A 17,691-nucleotide genomic window follows, 5' to 3' on the forward strand; every position below is an offset into this window, starting at 1 on the left:
GAAGTATGTAGGTGTAATGTGGTTCCATATTTCGATATTAATGAAAATGGTATTAAACAAAAAAAGCTCACTTAAAAAGTGAGCTTTTAGCGGTCCGGACGAGACTCGAACTCGCGACCTCCTGCGTGACAGGCAGGCATTCTAACCAACTGAACTACCGGACCAAATATTTTTATTTCAACAAATCAAATAATTTAGAAAACTCGAACTCTGCGACCTTCCCGATTGCTCGGGACAGGCATTCAAACCAACTGAACTACCGGATCAAATATTTAAATTTCAGTGTATTTTTTGAACTGAAAAACCAATTTTTGTTGTTGTTTCCAAATCGTCTTTCCGATATGGTGATGCAAATGTAGGCGCATATTTTTTAAATGCAAAGCTTGTGACGAAAATAAATTAAATTATTTTCATTTTGTTGAAAATTCATGCCTATTCAATAAATAAGTCCTAAATTTACCTCAATAAAATAAATTAAAAACATGCTTTTGGAATTCGAACAACCGATAGTAGAATTAGAAAATAAATTAGCTGGCATGAAAGAGCTGGCCAAAGACAGCGATATTGATATTAGCTCAGCTATCAAAACACTTGAAGAGAAGATTGTGTCCTTAAAAAAAGAGACTTTCCAAAATCTGACTCGTTGGCAACGTGTACAATTGTCACGTCATCCTGACAGACCATATACTTTGGATTACATTTATGAGATCACAGATGATTTTATAGAATTACATGGCGACAGAACAGTTGCTGATGACAAGGCCATGGTAGGAGGGTTTGGAACGGTTAAAGGGGAAACCTTTATGTTTATAGGACAGCAAAAAGGACGAAATACCAAGCAAAGGCAAATACGGAACTTTGGGATGGCCAATCCGGAGGGTTACCGCAAAGCACTTCGCCTCATGAAAATGGCAGAGAAATTCAATAAACCTATTGTCACCTTCATTGATACCCCCGGAGCATTTCCAGGGCTGGAAGCGGAGGAAAGAGGACAAGGAGAAGCTATCGCCAGAAATCTAAAAGAGATGTTCATGCTGAAAGTGCCTGTCATTTGCATCATCATTGGTGAGGGAGCATCCGGTGGAGCATTAGGGATTGCTATTGGAGATAAAGTATTGATGTTGGAAAATACCTGGTATTCTGTTATTTCCCCTGAATCTTGTTCTTCCATTCTTTGGAGAAGCTGGGACTATAAAGAACAGGCAGCTGAAGCTTTAAAACTTACAGCTCCGGATATGCTTAAAAATAAATTGATTGATGGGATTATCCCTGAACCTTTGGGTGGAGCCCATACCAATATGAAGGTCATTTCAGCGGAGATTCAAAAAACTATTCTTAAACATGCTAAGGAATTGTCTAAAAAATCCCCGGAGAAAAGAATAGAAGAAAGAATTGATAAATTTAGTAAAATGGGAGTGGTTAAATAACCATTCCTACTATTATAAAGCCGCCTGATCCGCGGTTTTTTTTTGACCAAAATTTTGAAAATCAGACAAAATGAAATTACACATTATAGAAACAGGTTTATTTAAATTGGATGGTGGAGCTATGTTTGGGGTTGTACCCAAAGCATTATGGCAAAGAACCAACCCTGCTGACGAAAATAATATGTGTACATGGTCTATGCGTTGCCTGCTCATTGAAGATGGCGAGCAATTGATATTGATCGACAATGGTATAGGCAACAAACAAGACGCGAAATTTTTTAGCCATTTCTATTTACATGGTGATGCTTCTCTGCAAACCTCATTGAAAAAGGCAGGATTCAGTACAGATGATGTTACTGACATGTTTCTTACCCATTTGCACTTTGATCATTGTGGTGGTGGAGTGGTATGGAAAGACGCTGCTCAAACCCAACTGGAGATGCAATTCAAGAATGCCAAATATTGGAGTAATAACGACCATTGGAATTGGGCGACCAAACCTAACCCAAGAGAAAAAGCCAGTTTTTTGAAAGAAAACATTCTTCCTATGCAGGAGAGTGGCCATTTACATATGGTGGATAAAGGGCAGGCATCCCCGTTTTCCCAATTTGATATTATCTATGCCGATGGACATACGGATAAGCAAATGATCCCCAAAATCAAGTATAAAGACAAAACCATCGTGTTTGCAGCAGATTTATTGCCATCAGTGGGACATATCCCGTTACCTTATGTGATGGGGTACGATACCCGTCCCTTAATAACAATGGACGAGAAAGCGAAATTCCTACATGAAGCAGTGGACAATAATTATATTATTTTCCTGGAACATGATGCTGAAAATGAATGCTGCACAGTAAAACATACTGAAAGGGGTGTTCGCTTGGACAAGACTTTTAAGCTGGAGGAAATTTTATAATGAAAATTGGATTGGCACTTTCAGGAGGTGGGGCAAGAGGTTATTCACATTTAGGAGCTGTGAAAGCCTTTCAGGAACATGGTATTGAGCCTGCTGTTATTTCCGGCTCAAGTGCAGGCGCTGTTGCAGGAGCATTTCTGGCAGCAGGCTATAAGCCTGACCAGGTGATGGAGATATTTTCTGAAGTGAATTTTCTTAAATATTTACGACCGGCAATTGCCAGTTCGGGCCTGGTGAAAATAGAAAAACTCACTTCCTGGCTTTTGGAGTTTTTTCCTGATAATAATTTCGAAAGCCTCAAATTACCTCTTACCATTGCTACCACCAATTACACCAAAGGTATAACAGAATACTTTACCACTGGGGAACTGATCAAACCCATGCTTGCTTCAGCCAGTCTGCCTGTAATATTTGCCCCTATTACCATGAATGGAGACATCTATTTTGATGGTGGAATTTTAAATAATATGCCAGCCCAACAAATAAGGGATCAAGCTGATTTTATTATAGGGATCAATTGCAACTACTTAAAAAAGAATGCTGCCTCCGGGGGAATGAAAGACATGTTAGAAAGATGCCTTTTGATGGCCATCAGCCCTAATACCTATGCCCAAAAGCAGTATTGTGATTTGTTTATGGAACCTGATCAATTGGGCGATTATAGAGTATTCTCACTTTCTAAAGCCAAAGAAATATATGCTATTGGCTATGAATTTGCCTTACAGGAATTGACTAATGCTCCGGAATTGCTAAAAAAGATGGCAGAATCCAGGTAACTACATACATTCTATAGAATAATAAGACCATTCAAAATAAATCCCTTCCTTTGGTCTTTTTTTTTATTAGATTTATGAACTATTTTACTTTAATTATTACTTAAAACCAGAATTAAAATCTAAAAATTTATGAAAAAATTATCAGCTCTAGCTCTCATGCTTTTGATGGTGGTGGCCATTTCATGCCAACCTGAAAGCAAGGAAAAAAAGGCGGAATTATCCATTGATTATGAAAAATACACGCTGCCTAATGGCCTGGAAGTGGTTTTACATGAGGATAAATCTGATCCGATTGTGGCTGTTGCCATCCAAATGCATGTTGGATCCAGTAGGGAAAAGCCAGGCAGAACAGGTTTTGCACACTTTTTTGAACATATGTTGTTTCAAAAATCTGAAAATGTGGAAGAAGGTGCATTCTTCAAAAACATTAATGACCTTGGTGGCACCTTTAATGGTGGTACTTGGACAGACGGAACCGTATATTATGAGGTAGTGCCGAAAGATGCTACTGAAAGAATATTATGGATGGAAGCTGACAGAATGGGCTACTTTATTAATGCCATTACACTAAAAGATCTAGAGGATGAAAAGCCGGTTGTTCAAAATGAGAAAAGGCAACGAGTGGATAATCAGCCTTACGGACACAGAAGCTATGTTATTAAAAAAGCATTATACCCTGAAAGTCACCCATACAACTGGGAGGTAATTGGAGAGTTGGAAGATTTGCAAGCTGCTACACTGGATGATGTTAAAGAATTTTATAACAGCTGGTATGGCCCTAACAATGCTACTTTAGTGGTAGCTGGTGATTTTGATAAAGAGCAATTGAAGGGTTGGATAGAAAAATATTTCGGTGAAATTGAATCAAGAGGTAATGATGAGGTATTGGAACCTATGCCGGTTAGTTTGGAAGAAACCAAAATGTTCTATCATGAGGATGATTTTGCTAAAGTACCTGATTTAAGGATAGTATACCCTACGGTAGAACAATACCATGAAGATTCATGGGCTTTGAGTGCCTTGGCAGAGATATTAAGTGAAGGCAAAAGAGCTCCTTTATATAAAAAATTGGTTGAAGAAACTGAATATGCTCCCAATGTATTTGCCTATAACAACTCCAGCGAGTTGAGTGGTGAATTCAATATTGGCATTAGAGCCAAAGATGGCATCGATCTTGACTCTGTATATGTTGCTGTTCAGCAGGCTTTGGATAAATTTGAAAAAGAAGGTTTTTCAGAAAAAGATCTTCAACGTATCAAAGCCAAGCAGGAAACTAACTTTTACAATGGTATTTCCAGTGTATTGGGGAAAGCTTTTCAGTTGAGCAATTACAACGAATTCAAAGGTGACCCGGGCTTTATAACAGATGATATCAACAAAACATTGGCTGTTGAGAAAGAAGATGTAATGCGGGTGTATGAAAAATACATTAAAAACAAACCTGCTATTATTACAAGTTTTGTCCCTAAAGATCAGCTTGAATTAATCATTGATGGTTCTGAGAAAGCTTTTGTTAAGATTGAAGAAGTGGAGCCGGCAACAGAAAAGGGAGATTTGGGTGATGAAGGAATGGCTGCTGATTATGAGAAAACACCAAGTAAAATTGACAGAAGTGTAGAGCCGGCATTGGGCGAAAAGCCTTTGATTACTCCGCCAACTATCTATGAAACTTCATTATCCAATGGTATGCAGGTATTAGGTATAGAATCAGATGAATTACCTTTAGTTAATTTCAGTATCCGTATTAAAGGTGGGGGAATGATGGACAATCCTGATAAGCCGGGTATTGCCAATTTGTTGACTGATATCATGCAGGAAGGAACCAAAAACAAAACCCCTGAGGAATTGGAAGATGCCATAGGCCAACTAGGTGCTAATATTGGTATGTATACCGGAACTGAGGAAATTGTTATTTATGGAAATTCTTTGTCTCGTTATTTCAATGAAACCATTGCTTTGGTTGAAGAGATGCTTTTGGAGCCAAGATGGGATATGGAGGAATTTGACCGCCTAAAAAATGCACAGATTAATAACATCAAGCAAAGAAGTGCTAATCCTAATGCCATTGCAGGCACTGTGGCTGATAAAATCACCTATGGAGATCAGCATATATTTGCTAAACCTATGGCCGGTACTCTGGAATCAGTGGAACAAATCACAATTGACGATTTGAAAGAGTTCTATGAAAATAACTTTGCCCCCAATATTGCTGGTTTTCAGGTAGCAGGAAGTGTTTCTCAGGCAGATGTTGAAAAAGCTTTGAGTGGACTGAATGAAAGATGGGCTCAGAAAGAGGTGACTATTCCTTCTTATGAAATGAAAGGTGTTGATGAAACAGGTAAAATATATTTCGCCAATTTCCCTGAAGCCAAGCAGTCAGTGATTAGGATGCAAAGATTGGCAGTTTCAAGAACCGATGAAGATTATTATCCGTTGACTGTTGCTAATTACGGCTTAGGAGGTAATTCAGGAGGTAAATTATTTCAGGTTTTAAGAGAAGAAAAAGGCTATACCTATGGGGCTTATTCCAATATTTCTTCTTCTAACCAGAAAGCACCATTTGCTGCTTACTCCAGTGTTAAAACTAATGTTACAGCTCCTTCTGTTCAGGCATTTAAGGATGTGATTGAAACGTATAAAGCAGAGTATAACCAGGAAGAGCTGGATAAAGCGAGAAATGCCATGATTAGAAAGGAAGCCAGGGAATATGAAACCTTAGGCCAAAAGCTGAACGTTTTACAACAGATTTCTTCTTATAATTTACCGAAGGACTTTATCAGTAAAGATCAGGAAAAACTAAAAGCTTATACAGTGGAAGATATGAAAGCTGTTATGGATAAATATATGAATGTAGAGCAAATGAACTACATCATAGTGGGAGACGCTAAAACACAGCTAAAAGAAGTAGAAGCTTTAGGCTTAAAAGAAATAGTAAAAGTTGATGAGGATGGAAATCCGATAGACAACAAAATCGAGACTAAATAATTAGCTCTGAGGTTTATTTAATAATTGCACATTTAAAAAGGATAGCTGGAAATGCTATCCTTTTTTTATTGAATGTCGTTTTCTTTCAGGAGAGTTTCACAAAGCTTTACTGATTTATGGCTTTTGAGAGTATTTGACTCCTTGAATTTCAAGCACTCAAAAATCAAGCTCAATTGATAACTATCTTGAGTTGCAGACTCATTTGTATAAGATAATCCGTAACTCGCTGCGCTAAAAACTACGGATAGATGATGCATGGAATAGCATGCTCGCAATAACCAGTGGGAACAAAGTCCGGTACTGACCTGTGGTCTGACCTAAGAAGGAGTAGCTGGCTCTTATATTAAAATGAAATCAATATTTATACCTAAGCCATTAAATTCTCCAGGAACAAGCTCCATCTCCTTTGCTTGTCCCGGCCAAACCGGGAGAGAGGGTTGGGGTGAGGCTTTACACTATCTCCAAAGTACTATAACCCTGTCCATGGCGCTTTAGCTGAATCTGAGTAGTAATTCTTTCTTTTAGTGAGTCTACATGGCTGATAATGCCTATGGTTTTGGAGGATTCTGCCTGCAGCCTTTCAAGGGTATCCAATGTTTGATCCAGCGTTTCCGGATCCAAAGTTCCAAATCCCTCATCTATAAACAGGCTGTTGATTTCCACATTTCTGGAGGCCATATCAGATAATGCTAACGCCATAGAAAGACTTAAAATAAAAGTTTCTCCACCTGATAAAGTTTTTACAGACCGTCTCTGTCCACCCATATGTTCATCTATCGCCACCAAACCATCATCATCTTCATTTTTATTAGGCTTATCAATTTTATATCTGTCGTTGAGGTCTTTCAACCTTTCGTTAGCTAATAATAGCAAATGTGACAGGCTCAAATCCTGGGCGAAATCGTTGAATTTTTTACCGGTGGAAGAGCCAATAAGCTCATCCAATATTTTCCATCTGCGGTTATCTTTTTCCTTATCGGCAATGGTAGCTTGTATGGCAGCTATTCTTTTTTGATTTTCCTCATGATTTTTCAAAGCCCTGCGTAACTGTTCAGCTTTTTCATTTAGCTCTTTCCAGCTAGTTCTTTGTTGCGATAAGTCTGTGGTCAACTCATCTTTCGTCTTCTTAACATCTGATTTTTGAAGCTCAACAAGTTTATTCTGCAATAAATCAATGCTGCTTTTTAGCTGATCAAGGGATTTGGTAATGCGCTCTTTCTGATCTCGCAATTCAATATAAGTGGCTTCAGGAAGCAAGGCTTCTTTGGCCTCACCAATAGAAGAATAGCCTTCAGCTGTTAAGGCAGGGCTGAGTTTTTCTTCTAATTCTATCAAGCTATTCTGAATTTGAAGGTCTTTAGCTCGTAAATCCTCTTTTTGCCGTATGAGGGACTTCTCTTCCTGGAGAAGAGTGGTCCACTTTTGTTGCAACTTATTGGCATCTCCATAAATATCCTTGCCGGTGTATAGAGTCTCTAATTCAGCCTTAAGCGATTTCCCCTCCTTCAATAATTGATTAAGTTGCTGATGTAGGGGTACAGCTGACTGCAAAGAGGAGTAATTTTCTTGGGCTTTTTCAAATTGATCAATCTTAGCCATCAGGAATTTATTTTTCTCTAATAGCTCATCCCAATTAACAGTGGCTTCTTTTTCTTTAAATTGGCTAAAAATCTTTTCAAAATATAATTGGAGTGTTTCTAACTCTTTAATTAAATGATTTTTATTGATGGAAACCTGATCCAGTCGCTCATTGTTATGCTTCAGCTTACTTTCATTTTCAATCAACTGTTTCTTCCAGCTTTCCAGCTCTTTGGAGCTTTCACTGATTTTAGCACCCAATTCATCATCCTGCGGAGGTAATCCCTCAGCAAAAGGATGGTGCATAGCTCCACAAAGTGGGCATGGCTCTCCCTCTACTAATTTGGATCGATGATCTTCCAGGCTGGCTTTCAGCTCCTTGTTTTCTTTCTCCAGGCTCAGCTTTTGAAAACGTTCCGTAAGCAGTTCTACTTTGCCTTTTGCAGTTGAAATTTCTTGTGGCAATGTAGCAGATTTTTCTACAATGGCTTTTTCTTCTTTCGAAATTTTCTCAATCTCAGCAGTTAAACTTTTGATGTTGTTATCAACTTCTTTTGCCTTATACAAACGCTCCTGATGAGTCAGTAAGCCTTGTTTTTCTGCCGGGATTTGTGTTAAATCTATACTATTCAAATGTGATTGAAGTACTTTTATTTCATCTTGCGCAGATGCTTCAAGTAAACGAAGCTGGTTTAAACTTTCCTCAGGAGATTTTTCATTCAACTGAAAAGCAATTCCTTTTAACTCCCTTTCCAGCTGGGATTTTACATTCAGATACTCCTTACTTTTATCTGCTTTCTGTTGCTGTAGGTCACTGACTTGCTTGCTAAACTGCTGAATCTTCTCTTCAATAGTTTCGGGGCTTACTTCAGTTCCTATAAAATTACTTGCCACTTTAAGACAATCTTCTTTGGCTATTGAATTTTGAGAAAGATCTGACTCCAATTTGGCCAAATCTTTTTGCAAGGATAGCTTGTTCTCCTTTGCAGCACTCCACTTCCGAATGCCCTCTGCATATTTTTGTACCCTTTCATGGGCTTTCATTTTCGCTCCATGAGCTGATTCAAAGTCCAAAAGTTGTTCCGCTGCCTTTTCCTTTTGCGAATTCAATTGGCTGATTTCCAATGCCTGCTTTTCTATTGTAGATTTCAGCTCAATCTGTTTTTCAATCGATTTGATACTCGCTTCAAGCGGAATGGCAGCTTTTTCTAATGCTGTCAATTCGGAAGCCACTTCTTTTTCAGCTTCCGACTCCAATAAGTCGATTTCTAAAGCCAGAATTCTTTCTTTAGAGGATCTTATATCACCGCTTATTGCTTTGTATTTTTCAAAAGCCCTTATGCCCAGGCTTCTGTAAATGCCTGTACCAGTTATTTTCTCCAGCAACTCTCCACGCTCTTCCTTTTTTGCTCTTAAAAATTGGGCAAATTCTCCCTGTGCCAATACCACAGACTTTATGAACTGATCATAATTTAAACCGATCAGGAATTCGTTTCTTGCAGGTACTTCCGATTTTTTACAGTCTATTATTTTACCCGAATCTGCTTCGCAAATCTCCAACTCATAATCATTAAGATTATTATTTCTGTTATAGGCAATACTCCATTTAGATGAAAATTGGCCCTGGCTACATTCATAGGTAACCTGGGCAAACGCTTCTTTTTGGTTACGGGTAAGGATGGCGCCTTTCTCCATAATTTCTTTCCTGGTGATTTTCCCGATCCTGGGTACCTGGTTGAATAAAGCCAATGAAATAACATCCAGAATGGTACTTTTACCACTTCCAGTAGGTCCAGTAATGGCAAAAAGGGAGCTTTCTGTAAATGGAGCCTTAGTAAAATCAATTTCGTGCGTCCCCCGAAGTGAATTGATGTTTTGAAAAGAGATTTTTAAAATTTTCATGTGTATATGTTAGTTCTTAAGTTGCCACCCCAATATTGTCGGGGCAGGCTATGGAATTCGCGATAAATATTTATCTGGCGGTTGGTCCCGATAGCTATCGGGATTAGCCCTCGAATATTTATGCTCATTTCATACTTATTCAGGTTTGGCACTTTCGGCAGATTGTACTTCTTCCAGCAGTTCATCAAAAGCCATCAGGATTTCTTTTCTGGTTTCTTCATCATATTGATGTTGTGCAATCATTTCTTCAAATACATCTTTAGGTTTTATATCCTCTAGCTGAATACTTTCCTTATAAAGCTCTGAAGCTCCTTTTAATTGATGTGCGAAGTCAGTCCGATGCTTTACAATCTCAAACCCCGTTTTATCAAAATTACTGACTAACTGATCGAATTGCATGATTTTAGTTGCATCATAATTGTCTTCTTTTAAGATGACTTCAATTAATGTGTCTAATACCGCATGACTTTCCAGTGAGTCTAGTTTAAGCTGTAATTGCTCAATATTTCCACTGACTTTAAGCAGCTGACGAAAAGTTGGAATAGGAATACTTTCGGAATTAAAATTGTTGTCCGTATCAATAATCAGCACTCTTTTTTGATCAGCATATTCGCTGAACGAGAGTGGGATAGGGGAGCCACTGTAGAAAGTGGGCACCTGAGCTTTTACCTGTTGGGGCTTGTGGATGTGGCCCAGGGCAATATATTGGAAGTAGTTTCCAAATTGATCTGCATCAAAAGCGGCTAAATTCCCTATCTGGATATCTCTTTCACTATCGGAAGTGGAAATACCCGCTGCATATAAATGTCCCATAGCCAAAGCAGGCAAGTTAGGATATTGCACTTTGCATACCTCTGCTGCCATTTTGAAAGTATTCTGAATCCCTTTTTGCACAGCCTCAACTCTTTCACTGTAAGTTTCTCCTTCAATGGCTGTCCTTAAATCAACATCTCTTAAAAATGGGAGGGCAGCAATCACTAATTCTGTTTTACCGACTCTATTTTCAACAGGAATAAGTGTGTCAGAGATATCATCCGGCATCCCGCCAATTACGTGCATATCCAGTGCTTTCAATATCTCACTGGGGGCATTAAGCATAGCCGGAGAATCATGATTACCTCCTGTGAGGATAATTTTACATTTCAATTCCCGAAGTTGTACCAAAGCCTGGTAAAATTGTTTCCTCGATTCAGAAGAAGGATTGGCCAGGTCAAATACATCACCAGAGACCAATAAAACTTCAACAGAATATTCCTTAATGGCTTTACAAAGCCAATTGATAAACAGATCAAAATCCTGAGACAGATCGTGCTTATGTAATTTTTTACCAATATGCCAATCTGCAGTATGGAGAATTTTCATATAGAATTCAAAGGTTATGCTATAAACAATTAGTAGGTAAACTTACAATTTTGATTGCTATTATTTCAAAAGAAAAATTTATTATGAGGCATTAAGGGTATCTTTAGTTTAACTTAGTTGTTTTATTACTTTTGATCTCAAAGTTTTTTCACGACTTATCCCGATCGGAAGAAGCCACGGAGTTTTTCTTGTGCCCTTTGTGGTTAACTAGAGTGTCATCCAACTTATTACCCCTTCAAAGGAAACTCAATAGTAAACCTGGTAAATTCAAATTCTTCGCTTTCGCATTTAAGTTTTCCCCCAATTTTTTCTACTGCAACCTTAACCAAATATAAGCCAAGTCCATTCCCAATTGATTTTTCAGAACCTCTAAAGAACATTTCAAATATTCTAGGAAGTTGCTTTTCGGGTATTCCAACGCCATTATCTTCTATGGATAGGTAGAAAGTATTTTCTTTTCGGACTGTGCTCAACTTTATTTCTTGTTGCGTTTTTTGATCGTCAGCGTACATTAAAGCGTTTTCCAGCAAGTTGAGTAAGATTAATTCTAACATCGTCTCATCTGTTTTGAGCTCGTTTTCATTCTTTAAATCAAATTGGAACTTGAATTTAGTTTGCTCTACCAACGGACTGATCTTTTCCATAACTTCCTTAAAGATTGTTGGGATATCTACAGTTCTGTATTCCACCTTTGAGTTATAGATATTGTGAACTTGAGTTAGTTTACTCAATAAAATATCCATTTCTTTGGTGGTCTTTTCAATCAAATCTAAATATTTATCCGTTTTGGTTTCAGGGTTTTCAAACCTTGCCAATGCCAATATGCCTTTGATTCTACTGATAGGCCCTTTTAAATCGTGAGAGGTTTTATAAGTGAATGTATCTAAATCCTTATTTGTTTGCTGTAGTTTTCGAATTGTGTCTTTTATCTTGGCAGTTCTTTTTTCCACCCTTTCCTCTAAAGCATGATTGAGTTCCTGGAGTTTATTATTGATTGCTAAAACTTCCTCTTGTGAGCTTTCCAGTTCTTGATTTTTCTCTAAAATATCATCTCGCTGTTGGCTAATCTCTTCGTTCAGATTTGACATTTTCAACAGTTGCTTCTCAATAACTTTTTTCTGTTGAATTACCTCAAAAGTACGGTCAGCTACTATCAATTTCAGTCTTTTTCTATGTTGGCGAACTCTATAAGTATAGGCCAACATCAAAAGCCAAATAATACTGACGATTATTATGCTAAAGAAAAAGTAAGCCCAGGTAGTCTGATACCAGGGAGGTAAGATTTCAAATTTGTAAATAGCCGTTTTACCTTCTGTATCGTAAATGTTTTTCGATTTTACTTTAAACTGATATTTGCCAGCCGGCAGGTTGGTGTATTCCTTATTGTTCATGCCTGACCATCCTGACCATTCCTTATCAAAGCCCTGAAGGAGATAGGAGAATTGATTTCTTTCCGGCTGTTCATAATAAAGCGCACTAAATTCAAATTTGATATTATTATCAGAAAATTTGATTTTAGGAACAGATGCATCAGGTTGATCAATTATTAAGGTTGGTATGCTATCCGAAGACCTAAATTCCTTATATAATCCTCGCGATAAAACAGAATCATTAAGGCTCACTTTCTTGATGAAAGTATTGAAAGGGATTTCTAAATCAACTTTTACTTTTTCATCAAATCGATATAAACCTTCATTTCCTGCAATCCAAATTACGCTATCCTCCAAATAATCTACATAAATGCTAGAAAAATCCTGAATAGGGATGGCTTTTAAGGATCTTTCCACTTTCTGATAACTACCATCTTTATTTCTTTGAAGTTTTAACACCGATTGATTTTGGGTTTGTTCAACTATAGTTAGCCAAAAGTTCCCATTATTGTCTTGGTCTATATAATTAATATTCAGCTTTTCATCTGTGATTGTTGAATGAGGAATAAATAAATTACTCGAATCAGCTTTAGGATTTTTATTTAAAGTATAAAAACCTTTAGAGGTGGTAAACAGGATTTCATCATCAACTGACTTTAAAATATTGATGGCATTAACATCTGGGAGTCCATGACTTTGGTTAAAAAAAATCCATTTGGGATTACCATTATTTTCCTCAATCAAATAAATCCCTTCTGATTTGTAGCTGAGCCAATGCTTGGAATCTATGCTTAGGATACTGTTGCAAAAGCCACTTATTTCTGGAATGTAATCTTGTGTTTGATCAGTATCAGGTGAATATTGAATGATGCCGTTTCTGCCTGTTGTTATATACAACTTATTATTTGAGAGAAATGAATTTGTCCCTCCCTGAATAGGGATTATACTGATCAGTTGATAATCTTTGATTTTATAAAGTCCATTATCTCCTAATACAATTACAAAATCCTTTGTGTTAAAAAGATTAAAAAGCCTGTCTTTAGAATTGTCAATTAAATTTAGGTTTTTACCCTTACTAAGGGTGTAAAGCCCATCATATGACGACAAGAAAACTTGATTATTAATATTTAATATTTTGCTGACTGTAGCATCTAAACCTAAATCTTTGCCCCAAAACATTAAATTATTAAATGCCTGTATTCTAGTAATCCCTTCTTGATGCATAGCCCAAACCCCATTCTGATTATCAGAATAGATATTGAAGGTAATATTGGTAGGTAAGCCTTTTTCAATATTGATTTTATCAATGACGGTATCTCCTATATTAAAATTGAAAACGCCTTGATTTGCTGTCGCTGCCCAGATGGGACCTTCATTATTTCGGCTTAATGAAAGTATTGAATTACCAAAAGGATATTGATCCTGAGTCTCTAATATGGAATCATTTCTAAAGATATAGCCTTTATTCTGACTGAATCCTATAATATATTTTTCATTTGTATCAACCCCTTTAATAATATTGCCTCTTATGACTGAAGGAAGCTTTTTATTGGAACCTGAAATAGCTATTAAACTATCTTTATTAAGTTTCAACAATTCCTGATCGAATTGTTTAATGTAGAGCTTATTTTGATGAGCAAATCCACCAATACCTCTATTTAATTGCCAATATTTAAATCCATTTTGATTAAAACGGATAAGGTATTTAAAGGTGATAAAATAGACATCACCTCTTATACTTAAAATTTGAAGTACTTGTCCAAACCTTTTAAGTTTTAGATTTTCACTTAAGGATTGATAAGATGTATTTCCAATACTGTCAATATCCAAATACCCAATTTCATCAGTACTGCCAATAAATATTCTCCCATTATGATCCTTATGGATAGATCGTGAAAATTTTCCTCCTTTTATCTTAATAAATTGCCATTCCTTTCCATCAAATTGTAGTATCCCATTTAGATTGGAGAAGTATAATAAATCATCGTTGGCTTGAACCATATCCCAATTTGATATTCCAGCATTATAATCTTTAGCAGAATAATGTTGCATCATAGGAGAGAAATAGGATTGACTAGTTCCATTGAAAGAATTAACATATGAAATGAAAATAAAGAAGAATAAGGCAGTAGCCTTTCTAGTTAGGGAGGTTTTGCTGATATGTAAAAGTATTCCTTTTAAATTCACTTGATAAAATATCTCTGAAATAGAAATATATAGAATATTATTGGAAATTATTAAGCCTTTATGATATATGGAGACTATTGTTAAGATTTTTTCTCAATCCTTATGTCTTAAGAAGGATGATATATTTAAATGATATTGCTTATGCTTTTGGAAATTTTTGCCGGAATAATTTAATCCCACTTAACAAAGAGAAGGAATTTCTTTTAAGTTAATGAACTTAGTATTGGACTCACTACTGGTTGTACCTACCTGTGTAGGTTTATCTTTTAAAGAATTCATGAACATATTCAGGCGAAAGGATGAAGCTGTAATTTAATTAATGGGTATTAAATTAATGTCAAGTATTCGTAGTTTTTCCAGCCAGGGGCTGGCCAGCCTCTGGCTGAGAACTGAACTTCAAGGAAGATAATAGGACTTTTACTACTGTAGAAAATAGAAATAAAGCTTATGATTCTCTACTGATGAAAATCTGTGAGAGACTTGAGGGGATCACAATGCGATTAAGTTAAAAATAATCTTCTAACTAGTTTATCGCTCGAGCGAAAAAAACTATTGTTTTCTCTTGTCTCCTTTGTGGTATAAGAATAATGTTAGCTTTTTCTAATAACAGTTGCACATTTCCACCACAAAAGTAACAAAAGAACATAACCCAGGTTATTTTTTAGGATCATATTAAAAGATGAGGCCTGAAGGCTTAACTAAATAGCATTGGAGGGGGATCATAGGGATGTGATTGTGTTGTGATAAGGGTGACCAGATTGGAATATTTATTTTGGTTATTTAAAAGAAAAAAAGACGGTAGATGTAAATAATATTACAACTACCGTCTTAATGAAAAATTTTAAAATTGATGAATTATCGCTTTAAAGCTTGAATTTTCTCTTCACTAAATTTTTCAGGGAATTCTTCGTACCATTTACTTACAGTCTCAGCTCCTAATTTGTCATAAATATAAGACAATTGTTCGCTTAACTTTTCTTGTTGAACCTTCTGAAATTTATTTTTTTCTTCCTCACTATCAAACCCTCTTATTTTTTCAGAAGCAGGGGTAGGTTCGTGGTGTACAAATAAATTCAGCTTTTCATTACAAAATTTCTGATAAGAACGTGTATGTAAAATGAAATTGTGCCACATTTCATCAATAATTATCAAAGAGTTATCTATAAAAAGACGAAAGCCTTTTTTCTCTTTAATGTTTTCTGAAGCCAACCACAACCACTTTTTTGTTTCTTGCAAGATTTCTTCTGCTTCCTCACGGCTAACAGAATATCTTTCCATAAACCCCTCTATGATTGTAAAATCATCATAACTATCCAAAGCTGAAAGTAATTCATCATTGGTAGTGGAAATTGTATGATTCATTTTCTTAGATTAATTCTAAAACAGAATTAATTACTAGCACATAATGTCATGCACGTTGGTTGCAAAGTATTATTTTTCTTAATAATTCTCTGTATTAACTGTTCTTTTTCTGTGTTTGCTTTAGAATTGTTTTTTGTAGTAGTAGAGTTCATTTCTTGTACTTTTTGGAGTTAAATTAAATTTTCAGAGCGCAAAGGTATGTTCTGATAATTAGTAAGCAAGAAAATCTATAACTATTTGAAATACTGTAGTTTAACCGATTTAATAAATCATGAGATAGTTAATTTTATTACAAATATATTAATGTATAGGCTGAAAGGCGTAAGACGTGGAATGTTGAAAATGAGTGAGAATTATGACAAGAATTAGCTAATAATTTATCATAATTCTTAGAAGTTGGATTTTGTAACAGCGGAATTAGCCTAATGTTTAAATGGAATTAAACCAATTAAGTCTTTTTCTCAGCAGGAAATAAAATGTGATTCAAAATCAATCCATAACCGGGAGAATTGGATGCAAATTTAAATTAGTTTGTGGCTCGCCCACAAAGTGCTGGTAATCTTCCGGATCATGGCTCCCATAGAAAGTCTAAAAACCTTTACCAAAATCCCGTGAATATATCGGGTTTCATCAATGGAAGAGTTTTCGCCTAGAATCACCACTTCAGGTTTTATCAGGCTCTTTTCCCTTGGTGCCCTTAATGGTTACATTTTCTTCTAAAACCCCAAAGTCAGCTGTTCCACTTCAACTTTCCTTTCTTCCCATTCAAAATTGGAGAGGGAACAGCCCAATAGTCTGATTTTCTGAATGACCGTAAGCTCATCAATTAGCTGAAGTACAATGTCTTTAAAAACTGTTTCTGTTTCTACCGCAAGAGGAATAGTTTTGCTTCTGGTAATTTGTGTGAAATCATCAAATTTCACTTTTATACTAATCGTATGCGCTTTGGCATTGGTTTGATCATATCTTTTCCAGCAAGTAGATACAATGAGCAACATCTTCTCTATAATCTCTGATTTGGTGAACACACTTTCAGAAAATGTATTCTCGGCACCCACAGATTTGCGTATCCTGTTGGGGTTTACTGCTCTGTTATCAATTCCTCTGCATATTTCATAATAGTATTTTCCTTGTTTCCCAAAGTAAGAGAGCATTTCCGGAAGTGAATAGCGCTTTAAGTCCTTTCCATGGAAAATCCCCATTTTGTGCATTTTTTCTGCAGTCACTTTTCCAACTCCAAAGAATTTCTTTACCTGAAGTGCCTCAATAAATTTTTCAACCTGATGAGGTTTAATAATGAATATTCCGTCCGGTTTACGATAATCGGAAGCTATTTTAGCCAGGAATTTATTAATTGATATACCTGCGGAAGCTGTGAGGCCAATTTCTCTTTTAATGGTTTCTTTAATATCTAAAGCAATTTCAGTGGCTGTCTCAATACCTTGTTTGTTTTGAGTTACATCAAGATAAGCTTCATCCAGACTTAGTGGCTCCACTAAATCCGTATGTGAATAAAATATTTCCCTAATTTGATGACTCAGTTCTTTATATCTTTCAAATCTTGGCTTCACAAAAATCAAATCCTTGCATTTAGCGGCTGCAATTTTGGAAGGCATAGCAGAGAAAACTCCAAACTTCCTGGCTTCATAGCTGGCAGCTGCTACTACTCCGCGTTCACGGTTTCCTCCCACGGCCACAGCCTTGCCTCGTAAAGCAGGATTATCCATTTGCTCTACGGAAGCAAAGAATGCATCCATATCTACATGTATAATTTTACGTATGATCAGGTTTTCCAATGGTTCTCCGTTTAAAAAGACTTATTA

The 17,691-nt window shown here is 36.4% G+C and carries 9 protein-coding genes and 1 tRNA gene; 4 read left to right on the forward strand and 6 right to left on the reverse strand.

Features of this window, described 5'->3' with window-relative positions; translation table 11 throughout:
- Positions 1-90: 90 nt before the first annotated feature.
- Positions 91-164: transfer RNA gene (locus JKA74_RS20320), tRNA-Asp, on the reverse strand.
- Between the two features lie 318 nt (positions 165-482).
- On the opposite strand from JKA74_RS20320, the gene JKA74_RS20325 reads away from it, so the two are divergent.
- The 4 genes from JKA74_RS20325 to JKA74_RS20340 all read left to right on the forward strand — a co-directional run bounded on the left by JKA74_RS20325 (position 483) and on the right by JKA74_RS20340 (position 6,107).
- Positions 483-1,427, forward strand: coding sequence for an acetyl-CoA carboxylase carboxyltransferase subunit alpha (locus JKA74_RS20325; protein WP_201433086.1), 945 nt, complete (start codon positions 483-485; stop codon positions 1,425-1,427).
- Positions 1,428-1,497: 70 nt separating this feature from the next.
- Positions 1,498-2,346 (forward strand): MBL fold metallo-hydrolase, encoded by an 849-nt coding sequence (locus JKA74_RS20330; protein ID WP_201433087.1) that lies wholly within the window; start codon positions 1,498-1,500, stop codon positions 2,344-2,346.
- Complete coding sequence (locus JKA74_RS20335; RefSeq protein ID WP_201433088.1) at positions 2,346-3,122, forward strand: patatin-like phospholipase family protein; 777 nt, start codon at positions 2,346-2,348, stop codon at positions 3,120-3,122. The genes JKA74_RS20330 and JKA74_RS20335 overlap by 1 nt, the downstream gene beginning before the upstream one ends.
- Before the next feature lie 129 nt (positions 3,123-3,251).
- A complete protein-coding gene (locus JKA74_RS20340) occupies positions 3,252-6,107 on the forward strand; it encodes a M16 family metallopeptidase (RefSeq protein ID WP_201433089.1) in 2,856 nt (951 codons plus the stop codon).
- Positions 6,108-6,557: 450 nt separating this feature from the next.
- On the opposite strand, the gene JKA74_RS20345 is transcribed toward JKA74_RS20340, so the two are convergent.
- The 5 genes from JKA74_RS20345 to dinB form a co-directional block, all read right to left on the reverse strand.
- Positions 6,558-9,587 carry an AAA family ATPase gene (locus tag JKA74_RS20345; RefSeq protein ID WP_201433090.1) on the reverse strand — a complete coding sequence of 1,010 codons (3,030 nt, stop codon included), beginning with the start codon at positions 9,585-9,587 and terminating at the stop codon, positions 6,558-6,560.
- Positions 9,588-9,722: 135 nt separating this feature from the next.
- Complete coding sequence (sbcD, locus tag JKA74_RS20350) at positions 9,723-10,949, reverse strand: exonuclease subunit SbcD (protein WP_201433091.1); 1,227 nt, start codon at positions 10,947-10,949, stop codon at positions 9,723-9,725.
- A 227-nt stretch (positions 10,950-11,176) separates the two neighbouring features.
- Positions 11,177-14,374: a sensor histidine kinase gene (locus JKA74_RS20355; RefSeq protein ID WP_201433092.1), complete on the reverse strand. Its 3,198-nt coding sequence runs from the start codon at positions 14,372-14,374 to the stop codon at positions 11,177-11,179.
- Positions 14,375-15,361: 987 nt separating this feature from the next.
- The gene (locus tag JKA74_RS20360) at positions 15,362-15,868 is read right to left on the reverse strand and encodes a glycine-rich domain-containing protein (protein ID WP_201433093.1); all 507 of its coding nucleotides are present in this window, start codon (positions 15,866-15,868) and stop codon (positions 15,362-15,364) included.
- Positions 15,869-16,584: 716 nt separating this feature from the next.
- Entirely contained in the window at positions 16,585-17,664 is a 1,080-nt protein-coding gene (dinB, locus tag JKA74_RS20365) for a DNA polymerase IV (protein ID WP_262895954.1), read from the reverse strand.
- Positions 17,665-17,691 lie beyond the last annotated feature (27 nt).

Source organism: Marivirga aurantiaca, from assembly GCF_016679925.1.
Classification (GTDB): domain Bacteria; phylum Bacteroidota; class Bacteroidia; order Cytophagales; family Cyclobacteriaceae; genus Marivirga; species Marivirga aurantiaca.

What these genes read in the sequence shown, in the direction of transcription:
- JKA74_RS20325 (WP_201433086.1), top strand. Translation starts at nt 483, where the DNA reads ATGCTTTTGGAATTCGAACAACCGATAGTAGAATTAGAAAATAAATTA.
- JKA74_RS20330 (WP_201433087.1), top strand. Translation starts at nt 1,498, where the DNA reads ATGAAATTACACATTATAGAAACAGGTTTATTTAAATTGGATGGTGGA.
- JKA74_RS20335 (WP_201433088.1), top strand. Translation starts at nt 2,346, where the DNA reads ATGAAAATTGGATTGGCACTTTCAGGAGGTGGGGCAAGAGGTTATTCA.
- JKA74_RS20340 (WP_201433089.1), top strand. Translation starts at nt 3,252, where the DNA reads ATGAAAAAATTATCAGCTCTAGCTCTCATGCTTTTGATGGTGGTGGCC.
- JKA74_RS20345 (WP_201433090.1), bottom strand. Translation starts at nt 9,587, where the DNA reads ATGAAAATTTTAAAAATCTCTTTTCAAAACATCAATTCACTTCGGGGG.
- sbcD (WP_201433091.1), bottom strand. Translation starts at nt 10,949, where the DNA reads ATGAAAATTCTCCATACTGCAGATTGGCATATTGGTAAAAAATTACAT.
- JKA74_RS20355 (WP_201433092.1), bottom strand. Translation starts at nt 14,374, where the DNA reads ATGATGCAACATTATTCTGCTAAAGATTATAATGCTGGAATATCAAAT.
- JKA74_RS20360 (WP_201433093.1), bottom strand. Translation starts at nt 15,868, where the DNA reads ATGAATCATACAATTTCCACTACCAATGATGAATTACTTTCAGCTTTG.